The organism is Massilioclostridium coli, from assembly GCF_900095865.1.
GTDB classification, from domain to species: domain Bacteria; phylum Bacillota; class Clostridia; order Oscillospirales; family Ruminococcaceae; genus Massilioclostridium; species Massilioclostridium facile.
On record NZ_FMIZ01000007.1, the window covers coordinates 80,477 to 102,576 of the forward strand.

The 22,100-nt window shown below is 38.2% G+C and carries 11 protein-coding genes, 1 tRNA gene and 1 riboswitch; of the genes, 11 read left to right on the top strand and 1 reads right to left on the bottom strand.

The genetic code is table 11. The features are described 5' to 3' along the window. The first annotated feature begins 36 nt into the window (after positions 1-36). The 5 genes from BQ2683_RS05895 to nrdG all read left to right on the top strand — a co-directional run bounded on the left by BQ2683_RS05895 (position 37) and on the right by nrdG (position 9,857). The gene (locus BQ2683_RS05895) at positions 37-879 is read left to right on the top strand and encodes a hypothetical protein (RefSeq protein WP_069988101.1); all 843 of its coding nucleotides are present in this window, start codon (positions 37-39) and stop codon (positions 877-879) included. A 486-nt stretch (positions 880-1,365) separates the two neighbouring features. Further along, positions 1,366-2,286, top strand: a complete 921-nt coding sequence (locus BQ2683_RS05900; RefSeq protein WP_069988102.1) for a glycoside hydrolase family 78 protein — start codon at positions 1,366-1,368, stop codon at positions 2,284-2,286. Between the two features lie 126 nt (positions 2,287-2,412). Next, positions 2,413-6,441 carry a family 78 glycoside hydrolase catalytic domain gene (locus BQ2683_RS05905; protein WP_268873779.1) on the top strand — a complete coding sequence of 1,343 codons (4,029 nt, stop codon included), beginning with the start codon at positions 2,413-2,415 and terminating at the stop codon, positions 6,439-6,441. A gap of 422 nt (positions 6,442-6,863) precedes the next feature. After that, a riboswitch (cobalamin riboswitch) is annotated at positions 6,864-7,041 on the top strand. 168 nt (positions 7,042-7,209) lie between these two features. Then, the gene (gene nrdD / locus BQ2683_RS05910) at positions 7,210-9,339 is read left to right on the top strand and encodes an anaerobic ribonucleoside-triphosphate reductase (RefSeq protein WP_069988104.1); all 2,130 of its coding nucleotides are present in this window, start codon (positions 7,210-7,212) and stop codon (positions 9,337-9,339) included. A gap of 38 nt (positions 9,340-9,377) precedes the next feature. Further along, positions 9,378-9,857 carry an anaerobic ribonucleoside-triphosphate reductase activating protein gene (gene nrdG, locus BQ2683_RS05915; protein ID WP_338061271.1) on the top strand — a complete coding sequence of 160 codons (480 nt, stop codon included), beginning with the start codon at positions 9,378-9,380 and terminating at the stop codon, positions 9,855-9,857. 414 nt (positions 9,858-10,271) lie between these two features. On the opposite strand, the gene BQ2683_RS05920 is transcribed toward nrdG, so the two are convergent. After that, a complete protein-coding gene (locus BQ2683_RS05920; RefSeq protein WP_069988106.1) occupies positions 10,272-10,565 on the bottom strand; it encodes a SpoVG family protein in 294 nt (97 codons plus the stop codon). 242 nt (positions 10,566-10,807) lie between these two features. Between BQ2683_RS05920 and murC the strand changes: the two genes are divergently transcribed. From murC to BQ2683_RS05950, 6 genes are all read left to right on the top strand, one after another. Further along, positions 10,808-12,184 (top strand): UDP-N-acetylmuramate--L-alanine ligase, encoded by a 1,377-nt coding sequence (gene murC, locus BQ2683_RS05925; RefSeq protein WP_069988107.1) that lies wholly within the window; start codon positions 10,808-10,810, stop codon positions 12,182-12,184. A 127-nt stretch (positions 12,185-12,311) separates the two neighbouring features. Continuing rightward, positions 12,312-13,175, top strand: a complete 864-nt coding sequence (locus BQ2683_RS05930) for an NAD(P)/FAD-dependent oxidoreductase (RefSeq protein WP_069988108.1) — start codon at positions 12,312-12,314, stop codon at positions 13,173-13,175. Between the two features lie 355 nt (positions 13,176-13,530). After that, positions 13,531-14,850, top strand: coding sequence for a putative DNA modification/repair radical SAM protein (locus tag BQ2683_RS05935; RefSeq protein ID WP_069988109.1), 1,320 nt, complete (start codon positions 13,531-13,533; stop codon positions 14,848-14,850). Next, positions 14,829-15,602, top strand: coding sequence for a TIGR03915 family putative DNA repair protein (locus tag BQ2683_RS05940; RefSeq protein ID WP_069988110.1), 774 nt, complete (start codon positions 14,829-14,831; stop codon positions 15,600-15,602). The genes BQ2683_RS05935 and BQ2683_RS05940 overlap by 22 nt, the downstream gene beginning before the upstream one ends. A gap of 57 nt (positions 15,603-15,659) precedes the next feature. Next, a tRNA-Thr gene (locus BQ2683_RS05945) sits at positions 15,660-15,735 on the top strand. A 685-nt stretch (positions 15,736-16,420) separates the two neighbouring features. After that, the gene (locus tag BQ2683_RS05950; protein ID WP_069988111.1) at positions 16,421-22,051 is read left to right on the top strand and encodes a family 78 glycoside hydrolase catalytic domain; all 5,631 of its coding nucleotides are present in this window, start codon (positions 16,421-16,423) and stop codon (positions 22,049-22,051) included. Positions 22,052-22,100: the final 49 nt, after the last annotated feature.

Sequence of the window (22,100 nt, forward strand, 5' to 3'; positions counted from 1 at the left end):
ATGCTTTATCATCACAAATAAAGGATGGAAAAAATCATGTTTAAAAAAGTATTAGCAGTATTATTGGCAGGTACATTATTAGTAGGGTGTTGTACTGCCTGTGGAACAAGCGAAGAAGAAAAACAAGGAGCATATCAAACATTCCAAGATGCAGCAAAAACAATTAATGAATCTTCAGGATATGTATTTAGTCTATTTGGTTCTTTAACAACTGAATATAACGACAACTCTTCCATGCAGGGAATTAGTTCACGGTATACTACAAAAAATCAGGATGGAAAACAGTTGGTAGAAAGTTATTTGTCCTTTAGTACCACTACTCAAGAACCAACTAGCACGATTTTAGAGTCTGACGGAACAAACTATTGTGTTATTGATGAAAGTGGAAGCAGTTCTAGTTCAGCAGATGGAACTAGTACAGGGAACACTGTACAGGAGCTTACTCAGGAACAATTTCAACAGATGACTGGTTATGGTAAAATCGGGACAGATTTTAAAGCAGAGGATATTAAAAGTGTATCCACTAAAAATGATGAAGGAAATACCAGTTATGAAATTACATTAAATCGAAAAAATGCGGTAAATCTCGCAACATGGTTAATGGAATCTATTTCCTATATAGATACAGAACAGGTACCGGTTGATTTTGATGTAGATTCACTGGTTTGTACGGTTACAGTAGGAGAAAATGGTGAACCAAAATCTTTCCGTTATGAATTGGAAACTGACATGACTGCAGAAGGGGAAACGTTACATGCGGAATATCGGGTAAGCTACAGTATTGAACAATATGGGGATGAAGTTCAGCTAGAAATACCAGACTTAAGAAGCTACCTTGATGCAAATGCCGCGGCTTCTACTGATGGCGCAACAGAATAAAAAGCTATTGATCAGCACTGACTTTGAGCGTTAGTGCTGATTTTTTATATGTATAACACCAAATTACAAATGTTTTGATAACCCCAATAGAAAAGCGATAGACTTATATTATATATAAAAATACAATTGAAAAATAAACGTTTTATTTTAAAAATATAGTATGTATTGGGGATAAAAAGCTTTTTATAGTTGACAACTGCAATATCTTGGCACTATCACCAATAAGTGTAATTGTGTTTTGTTTAATATTCCATAAAAATCATCTTATTATTATAATAATTGTGAAAAATGGAGGTTTTTTTATTGACTTTAAAAGCTCAAAGTGTTATGATTATTCACGATGATACAAGGGAGGATGCTGTTACATATTAGAAAGGAAATTTCCATTTTTACAGCCTCCTTTTTTATTTACATCATTATTTCATTTTATCTATCACTCAAGAGAAAGAGTGGCAGTGATGTTATTACAAAGGAGGAAGAGAAACAGTGAAAAAAAGCAGACGTTTGCTGGCTGTTTTACTGGCAGCTGCTATTACTGCAACTACATTAACCCCACTAAATGCTTTTGCGGCAACAAATGGAGAAATGGATATTGATAGTTTGCAGGTAAGCAGTTTGAATCAACCATTAGGAATCGATAAAACACCAACTTTTAGTTGGCAGTTAGGTTCCAATGAATATGGTAAAGGACAATCCGCTTACCGTATTATTGTGGCTTCTACAGAAGAGAATGCAAAAGCCCACAAAGGGGATGTATGGGACTCTGAACAAATCCAAAGTGAAGATAATTACGATGTCCTTTACGCTGGTCCTGCATTGGATTCTAAGACAAAATATTATTGGGCTGTAGAAGTTTGGGACGAAGACAAAAACAGTATTGGTTGGAGTGATGTATCCACCTTTGAGACCGGTATTCTGAACCAGGACGAATGGAAAGGGGAATGGATTGGTATTAACGGTACTGACATGACCTTTGATGGGGCGAACTGGATTTGGAGAAGAAATGGTTCCGGTTTTTCAGGAGTTCCAGCAGGGCACCAGTATTTTAGAAAAACATTTACTGTGAATACTGAAAAAGAGATTAGCAGCGTATATGTTGGTGTAACTGCTGATGATGAGTATTCTCTATATGTAAATGGAGAAAAAGTTGGTGAAAATGGTGGTACTGACTCCTGGAAAAATGGTAAGCTGTTTGAGATTGGTAAACAAATTAATAAAGATGGTAACAACGTAATTGCGATTGACGCATTTAACAGCACCAACGGCTATGCAGGGGCACTTTCTAAAGTAGAAGTATCTTATACCGATGGCACAAAAGATACTTTTGTAACGGATGACAGTTGGAAAGTAAGCGAGACCGAACCAGTAGAAGGATGGACTTCCGCTGATTTTGATGATAGCCAGTGATTAGTTCCTGACCAGGTTGTAAAATATGGTGAGTCTCCTTGGGGTACAGGTGTAGAACCAAGCCCAGAAGATGCTTTTGCTGCAACGGTACTACGTGAAGAATTTTCTACAACTGAAGGCAAAGAAATCAAAAATGCTCGGGCATATGTTGCTGGTTTAGGTTTCTTTGAAATGAAGATCAATGGCCAGCTACCAGACGATTCTGTTCTGAATCCAGCAAATACCCAATACACTCAAACTGTTTTGTATCGTACATTTGATGTAACCAACCTATTGAAGGAAGGTAATAATGCAATTGGTGTTGAATTAGGGAATAGCTTCTATAATGAAACCTGTTCTGTATGGAACTGGCAAGATGCTGCCTGGAGAGATGATCCAAAACTTCGAATGGAACTGGATATTGAATACACCGATGGCACCCATCAAACAATTGCTACTGATAATGAGAGCTGGAAAGCTACCAAAGATGGTCCAATTACAACAAATAGTATTTACTATGGTGAAACTTATGATGCCCGTAAAGAACTAACAGGTTATGATCAAGCAAACTATAATGAAGAAGATTGGGCTCCGGCTCAGGAGATGGAAGCTCCAACAGGTGAACTGACCGCTCAGGTGATGGAACCAATCCGTCGTACTAAGTCAATTACATTATCCCAGGATCAAGTGAAGAAACTGGATAATGGCTCCTATGTTTTATATGTTCCTGAAATGTTGGCCGGTTGGATTAAACTGAACATGCACAATGCGGAACCAGGCCAAAAAGTTACCATTACATATGGTGAAAAATTAAATGAAGATGGAACTGTTCAAAAATTAGGTGGTAAAGATGGCGTTAACTCCGGTTGGTGGCCAAAAGCTTACAACCAACAGGATAACTATATCTGTAAAGGTGGAGAAACCGAAACCTTTGAACCAAAATTTAGTTATAAAGGTTACCAATATGTTCAGATTGATAACTATCCAGGAGAACTAAAAGCAGAAGATATTATTTGCTATCGTACTAGCAATGATATGGAAATCACAGGTCATTTTGAAAGTTCTAATGAACTGATTAACCATCTGCATGATATGATGATGACAACCATGTCAAACAATATGCAGGGCAAACCAACTGATACTCCAGTATGGGAGAAAAATGGTTGGCTTGGTGATGCTAACGTTGCTTTACAAACAATGGCCTATAACTATGGCTATGAAAATATGTTAACCCAATTTATTGAAACCATGGAAGACTGCCAGGATGAACTGGGCAATGTTCCAAACATGGTTCCAACACAGGGATGGGGAAATGACAATACTGTTGTATGGAATTCCATCTTTGTGTTTGGTGTAGACCAAATGTGGGATACTTATGGTATTGAAAGCTACATTGAAGAACAATATCCAGCAATGAGAGAATTGGCGCTAAAAGATATTGAATATAGCAAGAGCAATGGATGGACATGGAGTGATGGGCAGCTGGCTGACTGGGTATCCCCAATGGGTCAAGGCGATGAAAACTCTGGCTTACAATATAGTGAGAGTCCAAATGAAGGTAGTGGTATCGCTGGTACCGGTTTTGCTTACCGCCTATTAAGTGTTATGGCTGACTTGGCAGATAAATTAAATAAACCGGAAGATGCTGCTGAATACCGTGAAGCAATGGCTAATATTTATGAAGCATTCAACGCTAAATTCTATCGTCCAGAACAGCAAATTTATGAGACAACAACTTGGAGCAATATTGGTCCACACAGAAGCAAATACCGTCAAACTTCTAACTTGGTTCCTCTGGCATTTGGTTTGGTTCCAGAAGAATACAAAGAAGGTGTATTGCTCAATCTGGTAAAAGATATTAGAGATAAAAATTATCACTTGGATACCGGTTGTGTTGGTACAGAACTGATTTTGCCAGTCTTAAGCGAAAACGGCTATGCTGATGTAGCTTACAAGATTTTAGAACAAACTTCTTATCCAAGCTGGGGTTATATGGCAAACCATAAAGGCGGAACTTCCCTGTGGGAAATGTGGGAAGATACTTCCCGTTCTTTGGGCCACTATTTCTTAGGTACCTATGACGAATGGCTGTTTAAAGGCATTGGTGGTATCAAAGATATGAAAGATGGCTACAAGACCTTTACTATTGAACCAATGGTAGGCGGTACACAAGATTACGCAAATGTTTCTGTTGATACTGTTCGTGGTACTATCACTAGTAATTGGACTTGGGATGGCAACAATGCTACCTTTGATATCACAGTTCCAGTAGGTTCTACAGCAACTGTTATTTTACCATCTGATTCTGTTGATAAAGTAGCAGTAGGCAAAGGTGTAGAAGGTATTTTGAATTCTGAAGCAAAAGACGGTAAAACTTATTTGACAGTAACTTCAGGCTCCTATCAGTTCTCTACTTCTGTAGTGAAAGATGAAAATGCTGTTGATACTTTGGATTTGAAGATTGCAATCAACCAGGCAAATGGATTAGACCAAATTGATTATGATGCAGATGCTTGGGCAACATTCAGAGCTGTTATTGATGAAGCAGAAGCTTTAGTAAACGACTCAACAGCAGATCAAACTGCAATTGATACTATGACTGAAAAAGTTTTAGCTGCGATTGAAGAAGTAAAAACTCATATTAATCAAAGCAGACAAGCTTTGAAAGAATTGGTAGCAAATGCAGAAAGTCCAAACCCAGTTGCTCATCCACAAGAATATATTGATGCATTCAATAACGCTTTGGCAGCAGCAGAAGAAGCTTGTGGTGATATTAATAAAACCAATGAAGAGTTGGATCAATTAAAAGCGAATTTGGAAAAAGCAATTGCTGACTTAGATGCCAATAAATATGAAAACTATGCTCAGAACGGAGCAGTAGATGCTCGTTCTACTTATGAAAGCCCAGATTGGGGTTGGGGTAAAGCCTTCTTAGTAGATGGCGACCGTAAAAATCTGACTGAAAAAGGCGAATATACTGGTTACTCCAGTGATGTTGGTGAAGTTCGTACCAAAGACCATGAGGAATGGGTAAGCGTAGATTTAGGCGAAGTACAAAAAATCAACTCTGTTGTATTCTACGCTCCAACACAATCCCCATCCACTCCTGGAACTTGCTATGGTTTCCCAAAAACATTTGATATCCAGGTATCCACCAATGGACAAGACTGGACAACTGTAGCATCTGAAAAAGATTATCCAGTTCCAAGTTATGGTCCAATCGTATTCAGTTTTGATGAAGTTGATGCAAAATATGTAAAACTGTACGCATATAACTTGAATCCAAAAGTAACAGACTTTGGTTATTACTACCTGCAATTATCCGAAATGGAAGTTTACAACTCTCCAAATGTAGAAACTCCAAAACCACCAGTAGAATCCAATAAAGATATCCTGAACAAAGTAATCGCATATGCGGAAAATGCAGCAAACAGTGAAGAATTTAACAATGTGATTAAAGATGTACAGGAATCTTTCAATGAAGCATTGGCAGCAGCACAGAAAGTAGCAGAAAACAATGCGGCAACCCAGGAAGAAGTAGATGCAGCATGGAAAGCATTGATGACAGAAATCCATAAATTAGGCTTTGTAAAAGGCGATATTACTTCTTTGGAACAGTTGGTAGCTACAGCAAAAGAATTTGATTTAAGCAAATATGTAGAAGCTGGCCAAGCAGAATTTAAAGAAGCATTGGCAGCGGCAGAAGCATTGATTGCGGATAAAGATAACGCAATGCAAGCAGAAATCGAAACAGCAGAAACTAATCTGTTGAACGCAATGTTAAACCTGAGATACAAAGCGGATAAATCTATCCTGGAAGAAGTTGTGGCAAAAGCAAATGATGTAGATGCAAACGCATATACAGCAGAAAGCTATGCAGTATTGTCAGCAGCAGTTGCAGAAGCAAATGATGTATTGGCAAATGAAAATGCAACTCAGGAAGAAGTAGATACAGCAGTAGCAAACGTACAGGCTGCAATGAGCGGACTGGTAGCAGTGGATAACAACACAGCAGAAGATAATACTGTTGATAATACAACCCAAACAGGTCAAGAAAGTACAACAACGAAAGCAAACGCAGCAAAAACAGGCGATGTTGCTCCAATTGCTGGTTTGGCTCTGTTAAGTATCGCAGGTGCATCTGTAATTGCACTGCGCAAAAAACACAACAAATAAATTTGATATTTCTTAATTTGAAAATCGAATTTTAAAACCAAAAGGCTCAGTAATTTACTGGGCCTTTTTTCTATATTTTTTATAATCGGGTATAGCATTGGATAACTACACATTTTATTTTTACAACACTAGTTGTTTTATTATATATAGAAAATGATATAAGTGAAACTAGCAGCAAATTATTTGTAAATATTTAATTGTTTGGAAGAAAGGTATATATAAATAAATCAACAAGGAGTATTTGTTTTTTTGATTGTCAAATTTTAGCCTTTTGTATATATAAAAATAAATTCCTAACCTTTGGCCAAATCTTACCCTAGGTTTATACTTATTATGGTGCGAAATGCTGAAAAACTTTTTTGCTATTGACAGAAGATAAAATAGTGTTACAATATATATTGTAATAATTTTATAAAACAACTACATATTGTGGTGTTATAAATCTGTATACAGAGTATAACGGGGAATTCAGGTGAAATTCCTGAACGGTGCCGCCGCTGTGATAGGGTTAAATATAGCATTTGCCACTGGTTTTCTGGGAAGGCGTTATATTTGTATGAAACCTTAAGTCAGAATATCCGTCTGTATCATCCAGTTGCTACGGGTCATGGCAACAGGTATGCTGGTATGAAATATTTTCTGTAGGCATGCCTTTTTCAGGGTATGCTTTTTTTGTGCCATTTATTGGCGACCAGATTGGGCAATCAAGCGCTAATAAATGGCAATATAGGGTACGATTAAAAAATACAAAGTAGGAGGGTTAAACTCATGAACACGCAAGTAATTAAACGGGATGGCAGAGTTGTTGCGTTTGACAAACAAAAAATTTATAATGCAATTATGAAAGCTATGAGCTATGGGAGCGGTATTATTGATGAGGATTCCGCTGCTATTATTGCAGATGAAATTGAACTGCAAGCAGCAAATAGGATTGATGATATTACGATTCGGGAAATTGAAAATGCCGTTTATAGCAAGTTGATTCAAAAAGGGCAGGAATTAACTGCGAAAAGCTACGAAGGTTACCGTGCAATCCAGGAATATAAGCGTTCTATTAACACGACAGACGACGAAATTTTAGGTTTATTAAAAGGCACAAACTATCTGGTAGCAATGGACAATTCCAACAAAAATCCTGTACTGAATTCTACTTTGCGTGATTTGATTGCCGGTGAGGTTTCCAAAGATATTACACAAAGGATTTTGTTGCCAACTAAAATTGTACAGGCGCATCAAAACGGTATTTTACACTACCATGATCTGGATTATTCCATGAGTCCAATGTTTAACTGCTGTTTAATTAATATTGAGGATATGTTGGATAATGGAACTGTTATCAACGATGCTATGATTGAGTCTCCAACCTGTTTTCAAACTGCTTGTACTGTTATGACGCAGATTATGGCACAGGTTGCATCCTGTCAATATGGTGGGCAATCGGTAAATATCAAGCATTTAGGGAAATATCTTCGCCGTACTCATGATAAAGCATACCGCCATTTTAAAGAAAAAGGCTATGATGAAGCTTTGTGTAAAGAGTTGGCGGAAGATAAAATGATGGATGAGTTAAAATCTGGGGTGCAAACCATCCAATATCAAATTAATACATTACAAACATCCAATGGTCAGGCACCATTTGTAACGATATTCATGCATATTGAAGAAGGCTATGAATATGAACGGGAAGTTGCTTTGATTATTAAGGAAATTCTTCGTCAACGCCTTCTGGGAATAAAAAACCGTCAGGGAGTAGTTGTAACCCCAGCTTTTCCAAAGTTAGTTTATGTATTGGATGAAAACAACTGTTTACAAGGTGGAAAATATGACTATATTACCCGTGATTATGCGATTCCATGTAGTGCAAAACGGATGTATCCTGATTATATTTCCGCGAAACAAATGCGGCAGATTTATGATGGAAATGTATTCAGTTGCATGGGGTGCCGTTCTTTCCTATCTCCTTGGACGGACGAAAATGGTGATGTGAAATTTGAAGGGCGCTTTAACGCAGGTGTTGTTTCTTTAAATCTGCCTCAAATTGCTATCATTTCCCACGGAGATGAAAAGAAATTTTGGCGTTTATTGGATCGCCGTTTAGACCTTTGTTATGAAGCTTTATTATGTCGACACAAACTACTAAAGGGGACAAAAGCAGCGGTTTCTCCAATTCATTGGCAGGATGGTGCAATCGCCCGTTTGGATGCAGAAGATACCATTGACCCATTATTGGAAAATGGATACTGTACCATGTCATTAGGGTACATTGGTGTTTATGAAATGACGAAGCTGATGATTGGAGAAAGCCATACCAGTGAAAAAGGCCAGGAATTTGCGCTAAAAGTAATGCACCACTTAAAAGATACTGTGGACAGATGGAAGGCGGAAACAGGCATTGGTTTTGGGCTATACGGCACTCCTGCAGAAAATCTTTGCTACCGTTTTGCTAAAATTGATAAAGAAAAGTTTGGAAATATTAAGGATGTTACTGACAAAGGTTACTATACTAATTCTTATCATGTAGATGTACGGGAACCAATTGATGCATTTTCTAAATTGGCGTTTGAGAGCCAGTTCCAGAAAATTAGTACAGGTGGCTGCATTTCTTATATTGAGATTCCAAATATGCAGGATAATTTAGAAGCACTGGAACAATTGGTAAAATTTATTTATGATAATATTCAGTATGCTGAATTTAATACCAAATCAGATTACTGCCATGTTTGTGGTTATGATGGGGAGATTAAAATCAATGATGATAACCAGTGGGAATGTCCAAATTGTGGAAATCGTGACCAAAACAAATTGACAGTAGTACGGCGTACTTGCGGTTATTTAGGGCTCCATTTCTGGAATGAAGGCAAAACCAAAGAGATGAAACAAAGGGTACTACATTTATAATTCAAAAAAGGGGGAAGCTTAAAATTCGTTACGCACAGATACGGAAATATGATGTGGCAAACGGTGTTGGTATCCGTTCTACGCTGTTTGTAACAGGATGCCGCTTTCACTGTAAAGGATGTTTTAATGAAGAATATCAGGATTTTTCTGCTGGTCAGCCTTGGAGTGAACAAGCAGAAGAAGAATTTTTGACCTATTTAAAAAACGAAAATATAGTTGGCGCCAGTATCTTAGGCGGGGAACCCCTCCAACAGGATGAGGATATGCTTCACCTTGTAAGAAGAATTAAACAGGAGACAGGAAAAACGATTTGGATGTGGACTGGGTACCGGTATGAAGATCTGAATCCTTTCCAAAAAGAAATTATCCAGTATGTGGATGTATTGGTGGACGGCCAATTTGTACTGGAATTGCGGAATTTAAAATTAAAGTTTCGTGGTTCAGAAAACCAACGGATTATTGATTTAAACCAGACTAGAAAACAGGGGAAACTAGTGTTGTGGGACTCTTCTTGTTGAACATACGATACCGGTAGGAATAAGATCTTACCGGTATTTTTCTATTAGATAATAAATGTAAAAATGTTTAGATAAAAGGGAGCATTTTTTATCTTTCCTATGTAACCCCATAGAAAGAAATTTTTGATTCATAAAACAGGTTTTATATTGTGAACATTTATATGTATCAAGCTTGTTTTTCTGTAAGTTCATTGCCAATTTTTTAATGTTCTTTTTTATAATTACTCACTTCACAACTCATAAGCCTGGGGATTGTTGTTCGAATCGATGCTATTCGATTGCTATTTGCAGCTTGTTATACTTGATATTTTAAAGGAAAGTTTTTATAGGATATCCCTACTGGTAGAAATGATGCGTTCTACAACAAAAAAACAGCCCATTCTTTGGGCTGTTTCAAATGGAGGAATCCCAGCATTATGCTGTTTTTCCGGAGGAGGATGATTCAGAAGAATCGCCATTCATATGTTTTTGATATTCCTGTAATATAGTTGTTTCCAAGATAGAACGGAATTCTGGTGAAATTGGGTGTACAATATCCCGGAATACCGTTCCATCCTTTTTACTAGGCATGGCAATAAACAACCGTTCTGGACCTTGTATCACCTTAATTTCATGAATTGCCAACAATTGGTCGATGGTAACGGATACGATCGCTTTTAATCTGCCTTCTGTAAAGGTTCTTCTAATTTTTACGTCTGTTATGGTCATTTGTATTTCCTCCTGTCTTATCAAAAGGGTGTTTTGTAACAGTAGTATGGGCAGAAGTAGAAAATTTAACCATGTTTTCCTGTTTTTCTAAAAAATATTTAAAAAAAACAAAAAGTTTCGGCTTTATAGGTTTATTTTTTTGTCCATTTGCAATATAATATAAAATATGTGTTATAATAGAAATCTATTTTTATAGTTATCATAATTGGTAGAATGGTATTCATAATAGGGAGTGAAGCACAATGGCTGAAAAATCCAATTTATTGCAAGGAAAAAAACATATACATTTTATTGGGATTGGTGGTTCTGGAATGTTCCCTTTGGCGCAGATTTTGCACAAAGAGGGCTACTATTTAACAGGGTCGGACAACAACGAATCCGATATTTTAAAGATGGTTCGCGCCTTAGGTATTCCGGTTACCATGGGACAGAAAGCGGAAAATATTGAAGGCGCAGATTTAATTGTCCATACAGCTGCTATTATGGAGGATAATCCGGAACTGATTGCCGCAAAGGCCAGTGGCGTTCCTACCATTGAGCGCAGTGTATTATTGGGGATCATTACGGAGCGTTATTCAGATTGTATTTGTGTCAGCGGTACCCACGGGAAAACCACTACAACCGCTATGCTGACTCAAATTTTATTAGATGCTGACATGGACCCTTCCGCAGTGATTGGAGGAAAATTAAAATCCATCAACAGCTATGGGCGTTCTGGTGATTCTGAGATTATGACCTGTGAAGCTTGCGAATTCGTAGACACTTTCTTGCATCTTTCTCCAGATATTGCAGTGGTACTTAATATTGACTGTGACCATATGGATTATTTTAAAACCATGGATAATTTAAAATTATCTTTTGAAAAGTTCTGCAATAAGGCGTCCAAGGCAATTATTTATAATGGGGATAATGAAAATACAGTTGAAGTAGTAAAACGCATCCAGGGAAAAAAGAAAATTTCTTATGGGATTATGGATACCAATGAGTATTATCCAAAAAATATTACCCATATTGATGGGCTTCATACTAGGTATGATTTATATCATCAAGGGGAGTTTTTAACTACACTGGACATCCATGTACCAGGAGACCATAATATTGGAAATTCCGTGGCCGCATGTGCTGCTTCTTTGGAAGCAGGTACCCCAGTAGAAAAACTGGCAAAAGGATTGGATGCATTTAAGGGTGCTGGCAGACGGTTTGAATTATTGGGTAAAGTAAACGGCGTTACCATTGTCGATGATTATGCCCACCATCCTGCGGAGATTGCCGCAACCCTTAAGGCGGCGAAATCTTTAAAATTTAACCAGGTATGGGCAGTACATCAACCATTTACCTACTCCAGAACCAAAATGTTATTGGATGATTTTGCGGAAGCCCTATCGATTGCAGATCACACTGTGTTAACCGAGATTATGGGTTCCCGTGAAAAAAATACCTACCATATTTACGCAAAAGATTTGGCGGATAAAATTGATGGCTGCGTTTGGTTTCCAACTCAACAGGAAGTAGCGGATTATGTATTGCAACATGCCAAAGCAGGTGATTTGGTGATTACGTTAGGCTGCGGTGATATTTATAAAGCTGCAAAAATTATGTTAAATGGACATTACGAATAGTTTTTGAACAGCTTACAGGTGAGTTGTTGAAAAGGTTGACGTCATTTTTAGGGTGATGTTGGCCTTTTTTCTTGTTTGATTGTATCCATAAAATATGGTATGATAAAAGCAAATGGAGGGATGATAAATGGCAAATATGATTATTATCGGAAAAGGACCAGCTGGAATTTCAGCTTCGTTATATATTTTGCGTGCGGGGATTGAAACTACCATTATTGCGAAGGATGGCGGCGCATTGGAAAAAGCGGAATCCATTGATAATTTCTATGGCTTTCCACAGCCGATTTCTGGGAAACAGTTGATTCAGAATGGAGTGGAACACGCTAAACGCTTGGGAGCGCATTTTGTGGAAGATGAAGTAGTGGGACTTTCATTTGATGGTAAATTTGTAGTACAAACTGCAAATGGGGAATACAAAGCGGATAGTGTTTTGTTATCTACTGGTTCCCAAAGGGTACGGCCTAAAGTCAAAGGCTTAACAGAGTTTGAAGGAATGGGCGTCAGCTATTGTGCCATATGTGATGCTTTTTTCTACCGTGGACAGCATGTGGCTGTTTTAGGGGATGGGGAGTATGCCCTTCACGAAGTAAAAGAACTGCTTCCTATTGTGGGTTCTGTTACTTTACTGACTAATGGAAGTCAACCTAAAGTTGTGTTCCCAGAAGAAGTGCAGATTAACCAGGCAAAAATCAGCGAGTTAATCGGTAATGAAGCTTTAGAACAGGTATTGTTGGAGGATGGAACAGCTTTGACAATATCCGGATTTTTTGTTGCACAAGGGGTGGCAGGAAGCAGTGATCTGGCGCGGAAAATTGGTGCCATGACTGAAGGCAATAAGATTATCGTTAATGAGAATATGGAAACCAATATACCCGGACTGTATGCCGCAGGGGATTGCGTTGGTGGATTATTACAAGTTTCCAAAGCGGTTAGTGATGGCGCACTGGCAGGTACTGCTGCCATCCGTTACTTAAGAGATTTAGGAAAATAAAGGAAATATACCGGTACTGTTTTCTCAATGGCAGTACCGTTTTTTTATAATTTTAATGGCAATAATACTAGTAAAACCAGATAAATCTTCTTGTTAAGCATGAGATTTTCCAAAAGGAAACTCCAACTATTTTGATTTATTAGAAATTATGCTTAGATCTACAATAAAAAGAGGAGTTAAGTGTACAATACTGTGATAGAATTTGTACTAATAGGCATCATTAGTTTTGTATTTTCGTAAATGGATACAACAGAAATAGTGCTGTTTCTGTATAGTTTTATAGCTTTATAAAAAATTATTCTTGACAAGAACATATGTTCTTTTATATAATAAGATTAGAATAAGGGGGGATATTGTGGATCTGTTTGATAAATTAAAAGTATTGGCTGCTTCCGCCAAATACGATGTATCCTGTGCATCCAGCGGGGTAGACCGTGATTCGCCAAAGGATGGAATCGGGAGCGCTGTTTCCTGTGGCATCTGCCATACGTTTGCCTCGGATGGACGCTGTGTTTCCTTATTAAAAGTATTGATGAGTAACGCTTGTATTTACGATTGTAAATATTGTATTAACCGCCGTTCTAACCAGATCAAGCGGGCTACATTTACCCCCCGCGAACTGGCAGATTTAACAATACAATTCTATCGCCGAAACTATATTGAAGGGCTGTTTTTGAGCTCCGGAGTGTTTAAAAATCCAGACTATACCTGCGAACAAATGATTCAATGTGTGGAGATACTGCGGAATGAATACCGGTTTTATGGATATATTCATGCTAAAGCAATTCCTGGGGCGGATGGAAAACTGATTGAACAACTGGGCTTGCTGGTGGATAGAATGAGTGTGAATATTGAGATGCCAACTCAACAAAGTTTGGAAAAACTAGCGCCGGATAAAAGCAAAGTATCCATTTTAAAACCTATGTCCTTAATTCATAAACGGATTCAGCAGAATGCCACTGATTTGGTTCAATACCGTCATGCTCCCAAATTTGCACCAGCTGGACAAAGTACTCAGATGATCATTGGCGCTACACCGGAAAGCGATTTCCAAATTTTAAATTTGACCGAAGGACTTTATCGGAATTATGGGTTAAAACGGGTGTATTTTTCCGCTTATCTTCCTGTGGTACAGGATTCTTTGTTACCAGCGTTGGATACCAAACCGCCTTTACTGCGGGAGCATCGATTGTATCAAGCTGATTGGTTATTGCGTTTTTATGGTTTTAAAGCAAGTGAGCTATTGGACGAGCAACACCAAAGCTTTAACCCATTAGTAGACCCCAAATGCAATTGGGCATTAAACCATTTGGACTTATTCCCCATAGATGTGAACCAGGCGGATTATAACAGTTTATTACGTGTCCCCGGTATTGGTGTGACAAGTGCCAAACGGATTGTTGTTGCACGACGTATGGGACCTTTAAATTTTGCGGGATTAAAAAAATTAGGAGTGGTATTAAAACGTGCTCAATATTTTATTACCTGTAGTGGAAAAAAGAATGAAGGATTATGGATTACTCAGGATGGAATGATACGCAGTTTAATCTCAGAACAGGGATTAAATTATCTTTCCAAAGAATGTGACGTACAGCAATACGAACAGTTGAGTTTGTTCCGAAATAACCGACTTACCGTAGAGGAGTTGCAAAAATGTTTCCCAACCACAACATAATTTATCAATATGATGGCAGTTTTGAGGCACTATTGTGCTGTATCTTTGAAAGTTTTCAGCGGAAAGAAACCCCAGTTGACATAGTGGTGGAAGAAAATTTTCAAATGTCCTTAACGCCTTCCAGATGGATTGCGACTGATTTGGAAAAAGCAAAACGGGTGGTCAAAGGGATACAAAAAAATTTTACAAGGAAATGCCAAACGTTTTTCCATATGAGTTTTTTAACCTGCCATCCAAAAAAGGAATGGCTGATGCTGTGCTATGTGCAAATGGGATTCCAGTATCGGGAAAAAGTGTTGTCTTTGCTAACTCATCCTGTTGTAGGAGAGTTGCATAAGGCAGTGAAATATTTAAAAAATGAAAGCCATTTTATGAAAGAGTTTATCCGTTTTTCAGATTATGATGGCATGCTAGTAAGCAAGGTACATCCCAATAATATTGTTTTGCCAATGATCCAGCGGCATTTTTGTAACCGTTACCCAAACGAGTCTTTTTTGATTTTTGATGAGTCCCACCATATGGCATTGGTGCATAAACCAAATCGGACCAATATTTTCCCTTTGGACTCCTTGAAATTATTTTCTACAGCTTCTGAGGAAAAACAATATCAGAAACTATGGAAACAATACTATGATACGATTGGAATCGAAGAACGGTATAATCCAGTTTGCCGCCGTAATCATATGCCAAAACGTTATTGGAAATATATGACGGAATTTCAAATCATTTTGGATAGTCAGAATGGTGATTGACTTATCTGGAGATTTTTGTTATACTATTAAATAATGTTTGTTTATCAAACAATCAATGCTGGTATAGCTCAGTCGGTAGAGCAGCTCATTCGTAATGAGCAGGTCATGGGTTCGAGTCCCACTTCCAGCTCCAAAATGAGCCTGAACACAAGGATGTTCAGGCTCATTTTTTTGTAATGGGCAACTTTTCTATCATTAATTGTTTAGATTAAAATACAATTACCAATGTACTGATTTTTTTAACTCAATCAATATAAAAATAGATTAGATATCGAAATTTTTACATTCTCAGTTTTTTTCCTTTTCTCTATCACAAAAAACACATTAATTTATGGATATATTTGTTAATGATTAATAATTATATAAGTATTTTTATTTTAATTCGCACGATTAAACTTACTTTTTCGTTCAAAATTTTTAATATATAAGAAGAAAAAAGTTATAGACTTCTATATTATAAAAAAATATATATGAATGACAAATTAAGGGATATGCCTTTTTGTTTGTATAATTACACAAAAATCATTTATGTGGTTGATATATTTAATTTAATGATATATAATCAATTTGTGAAATAATTGCTTGATTGTGAAAAATATAAAATTAATCAAGTGTTTCTCTTTCTGTTTTTCTTATAAATTCCCCTAGCATTATTTTTAAATAAAAGTTAGGGGGAATTTTAAAAGAGTGCAATATATAAATGGATATTTAAAATCCGTATCTTAATACATAGAATAAGGGGGGAAAATAGGAAGTAATTCAAGATACGATTTAAAATATAAAAAATCATTGATATTAAAAAGCGTAAGGAGGAAAAAATGAAGAAGTTTTATCGATCCATTGCCGCTATTTTGGCAGTATGTATGTTGTTTACGATGGCGTTTACAGTATCAGCAACGGATCAAACCCTTTATACCATGGAGATTTTGGACCTTACTGTAAACAATCGTACCAATCCACAGGGATTGGATGATGACACTCCATCTTTTGGCTGGAGGATGGATTCTAATTTAGTTGGGCAAAAACAAACTGCATACCATGTTATAGTAACAGAAAAATTTTCTGGCGAAACAATGTGGGACAGCGGTAAAGTAGAAGGCAATGTTTCCCAGTATATTGAATATGCTGGAAAAGAATTAAGCCCGGAATCGGATTATAATTGGAATGTAACCGTGTATGACAGCAATGGAAAAGCCTATTTGTCCGATACAGCAACCTTTACTACCGGATTAATGGCTGACCGTTTGATTCCGGAAGAACAACCATCCATTCAAGATTTAACCAGCTATACGATTGATACCGACTTTGTCATTCACAGCGGATGTATGGGGTTATTGTTTGGGGTACAGGATAGCAATAATTTTTATATGTGGCAGATTAATGCCGGAGATCTTTCTATTAATCCTCATCAATGGAGCAATGGGGGAATTAATACGAACTTTCCACATCCCAGCATTAAAGATGCTTTAGGAGTGGATTCCATTTTGGAAACTCCGCTGCATTTAACCATGAAAATGGAAGAAGGAACTGTGACTAGTTGGATTAATGATGTCCAGATTGGGGAACCCCTTTCCATTGGTCAAGTAAAATTGGGGCGGATTGGTTTCCGTCAAGCTGTCAATGAAAGCGTTGATATTGACCAGATTACTGTAAAAGATCAGGACGGACAGGTTGTGTTTGAGGAGGATTTCTCTGATCAAACTTCGAATCCATTTGATGGTGGTACCGTTGAAAATGGACAGTTGAAAATGAATAGCACCAATTTAGTGTTCCAGAAAGACACCGAACTGGAAAATACAACATTTACTATTGATTTTGATGGCCAGGTAGTAAATACTGCTTTGGGGCCATTGATTGGCGGGCAGGATAACAGCAACTTTTATATGTGGCAGATTAACGCTGCAGAACGTGTTTTTAAACCACATCAATGGAGTGGTGGAAATATTACTACTTTAAAACAAGTAAGCCTTGACCCTGTGTTCGGGGAAGGACAGCCAATTGAAGGTGTACCATTTCATATGACAATCCAAGCCAATAATGGCGAGGTAAAAACGTATTTGAATAAAATTGGCGAACAACCACAATTGATTGATACCATCCAATTATCCCCTTTTAGTGTGGGGAAATTTGGATTCCGTCAGATGAAAGACCATGTATCCAATGAGGTTGGACTGATTGACAATCTAAAAATCGTTGGAGAAAATGGCAGTATCTTATTGGAGGATGATTTTTCTTCCCCATATAACACTACATTTCCTTCCGGTTCCATTACAGAAGATGGCTGGTTCTGTGCGGAAAATGGGCTGTTTTTCCAAAATGAAACTGAAGAAGTGTTGGGATGGAGTGGAGCACAATGGATTGGCTCCCCGGAAATCTCGGTAGATTCCGGAAAAATTCCTGTCTATAACCTGTATTATGATTTGCAGTTAGTAGAAGGAAGCACCAAAGCGGCTGCTTTGGTTTGCGGAAACGACTATCGCTTAATGGACAAAACAAAAAATAACTATCGTGTGGAAGGGGAAAGCTATCTTTCCTTTGAGCTGGACGCTTCTAATGTATCTGCTGGAGGTTCACCAGTTTTAAACTTGTACCGGAAAGGGTTCTGTTCTGACGATTATAAGAATCCAGACGCTACTACATTAATGAGAAGTTTTTCCCTGGATAATATCGGGGTAACTGCAGAGAACCTTTATACAACACCAATCCGGTTTTCTTTAACCTGCTATGGCGGCGGTTTCCGGATTTATGTCAACGACCAAAATTATGGTGAAGTTGTCATCAATCCTACCGGTGGGACACAGGACCAGCCTTGCTATACCTACCTGAATTCCATTGGATTTTTGACAGAGCCAGGCCAGCAGGCAGAATTCCAAAATTATGAAATCCGTACTTGGGATACTGCTCATGCCGTGATGTTTGATAAAACAACAGGGGCAACCTATTCTATTTTTGAAGGGCAGGATGGTGTTTCGGTACAAGATCATTTTATTATGGTAGGGGACCAGGCAAAACAGGTAAAAATTTTAGCAGAGCCTGATTATAAATCCAATCAGTTATTACGGAAAGAATTTAATGCGGACCAACCAATACAGTCAGCACGTTTATATATTACTTCTCGTGGCATTTATGAACCATATGTCAATGGCGAAAGGATTGGGGAAGATTGGTTTAACCCTGGTTTTACCCAATACAATAAAACCATTACCTATTCTACTTATGATATTACAGACCAATTACAACAGGGAACCAACGCGATTGGTGTACGCCTGGCATCTGGCTGGTGGCATGATGAAATGACATTTGACTTGTCCAAATACAATTATTGGGGCAACAAACCATCCTTGTTGGCAAAAGTAGTTGTTACCTATGCCGATGGTACCAAAGATACAATTGTAACGGATGAAAGTTGGAGCTATAACAATACGGATAGTCCAATTATCTATGCGGGATTCTTCAATGGTGAGGTGTATGACGCACGGAAAGAAGCAACGATTGAAGGATGGAACCAGCCAGGATATACAGGGGAAAACTGGTATAATGCTTCCGTTATCGTTCCATTGCCAGAAAACGCAAATCCTCATATCATTGCCCGGGTAGATGAACCGGTACGCCATGTGGAAACACTCTCCGCAAAATTTGATAAAGAACCTGACCCCAATATTTATATATATGATATGGGAACCAACATGGTAGGTGTTCCTGAAATCACCTTCCCAGAAATGCCGGCAGGTACCGAAATTACCATCCGGTATTCGGAAATTTATTATCCTGAACTGGATCCAAGCAATCCTTATTACTATGGGGAAATGTCAGGTAAACTGTTGACAGAAAACCTGAGAGCTGCCTTGTGTACTGATACCTATATTGCGAAAGGAACAAAAGGCGGGGAAACCTATCGTCCAAGCTTTACTTTCCATGGTTATCGCTATATTGAAATCAGTGGGTTAGAGGAACCATTACCGGAAGAAAATATCAAAGGGATTGTATTAAGCTCGATTGAAGGTACAACTTCTACCTACGAATCTTCCAATGAGTTAACCAACCAACTACACAAAAATATCCAACGTTCTTTGCTGGGGAACCATGTCAGCATTCCAACAGACTGCCCACAGCGTGATGAACGTATGGGATGGACAGGGGACGCTCAAGTGTTTTCCAGAACAGCTACCTATTATGGCGATATGAATCTGTTGTATGAAGGATGGGAAGGTACCATCCGTGATGCTCAAACAGCATCTGGTACAATTCCTCAAACAGCTCCAAACCTTGGTTGGGGAGCAAGTGTGGAGGTAGCCTGGCCAGCAGCAATTGTTATCCCAACCTGGGAAATCTATAAACAATATGGCAACACCCGTGTAATTGAAAGCAATTTGGATGCGATGAAAGCATTTTTGGATTCTATTGGAAATGATAAATTCGCGCCAGATAGTTATTTAACCAAGGGCACCGCATTAACCGAACATCTGGCCTTAGTTGGAACAGATTCCCCTCTATGTTCCAATGTGCTCTATGCCTATATGTTAGGGCTTTTCTCCAAAATGGCTGCGGCAATTGGAGAAGATGAACTTGCACAGCATTATGGTGATTTAAGCGTAAAAGTAAAAGAAGAATGGAATCAGGTATTTATTAATGCCGCAACTGGACAAACTCAGAATTCCAGTGGAGGTATCCAGGATACCCAGGCTTCTTATGCTTTAGCGATTGAATACAACGTAATCAGCGATGAAAACCGTGATCGAGCAGCAGAATTATTGGATCAGGCTTGTGAACGTGGTTACAATAATGTTCCATATACCATTACAACCGGATTTATTGGAACAGCACCATTGTTGCCAGCATTAACTGATGTGGGTAAAGTGGACACTGCCTATAAAATGTTTGAACAAACAGAATTTGCTTCCTGGTTGTATCCAGTTACCCAAGGAGCAACCTCTATTTGGGAACGTTGGAACGGCTATACCATTGAAAATGGATTTAGTGGATTAAACTATATGAATTCCTTTAACCACTATGCAGCCGGTGCGGTTGGCGCATGGATGATGAACGACCATGTGGGAATTACTAGTGATGAAGAACATCCTGGATTCCAACAGTTTATTTTACAGCCAACACTGGGTGGAGATTTCACCTATGTCAATGGTGGATATGATTCCATTTATGGGCATATTACTTCCAATTGGAAAGTGAATCAAGGTAAATTGACTGCATATGAAGCGGAAGTTCCAGCAAATACTACAGCAACTCTGTATCTGCCAATGGATCAGAACACTGTGATTGGAGATCTGCCAGAAGGTGTTTCCTTTACTGGATGGGATACCAGATATGGAAATTCTGTAGCGGTATTCCAATTAGTAGCTGGTGGATACCAATTCTCAGTTGAAAATAATGGATTGACAGTAGCTCTTAATGATGGCTATGTAACCGAAGGAACACCAGAACCACCAGTTGGCGATGCTAATAAAACCATCTTGGATAAAGTAATTACAGAAGCAAACCGTCTGAAAGAGACAGAAGAATATACCAATGCCATCCCAGCAGTAAAAGAAAGCTTTGATAAAGTGTTGGCAGATGCGCAGGCTGTGTATGACAATCCATCTGCAACCCAGAAAGAAGTGGATACCGCATGGATGAACCTGATGGAAGAAATTCACAAACTAGGATTCCAAAAAGGTGATAAGACGGCCTTACAGGAACTGTATTATCAAGTAAAAGACATCGATCTGAGCCAGTACCGTGACGGTGCAGCGAAAGAGAACTTCAAAACAGCATTGGTAAACGCAGAAACTGTATTAGCGGATGAAAACGCATTACAAAATGAAATAGACAAAGCGTACAACGATCTGAAATCAGCGTATGAAGCATTGGAAAAATTGGCCGACAAGAGCCAGCTAAAAGCGCTGCTGGACGAATGTGCAGGATACCAAAAAGAAGAATACACCCCGGTAACGTGGGAAGTATTCGAAGGAATCCAGAAGAAAGCTCAGGAAGTCTATGACAATGCCAATGCAACACAGGAAGAAATCAATGCAGCAGTGGATGAACTTTTAAGCGGCATGCTGCAATTGCGGTTTAAAGCAGATAAATCTCTGCTACAGAATTTAATTGCTGAATTAGAAGAAATGGATTTCAGCCAATATACAGAAGAAAGTGTAGCGGCATTCCAAATTGTTTTAGCGGAGGCAAAAACAATACTGTCTGATGACAATATCAGTATAGAGGATCAGCAGATTGTGGATCAGCAAGTATCCAATTTAAAATCCGCTTACAAAGGATTAATTGGTAAACAAACAGATTCTACGGAATTTGTAGATATTACCCCATCCAACGAAAATAGTCAAGAAACAAAACCAATAGAAGCGGCGAACACAGGGGATGTATCCCCAATTGCTGGACTGATTCTGTTGGGGTTAGCTGGAATTACAGTAGCAGCTTTCCAAAAACGCAAATAAACTAATTGAATCAAAAATGGCAGTAGTGTTTACTACTGCCATTTTTATC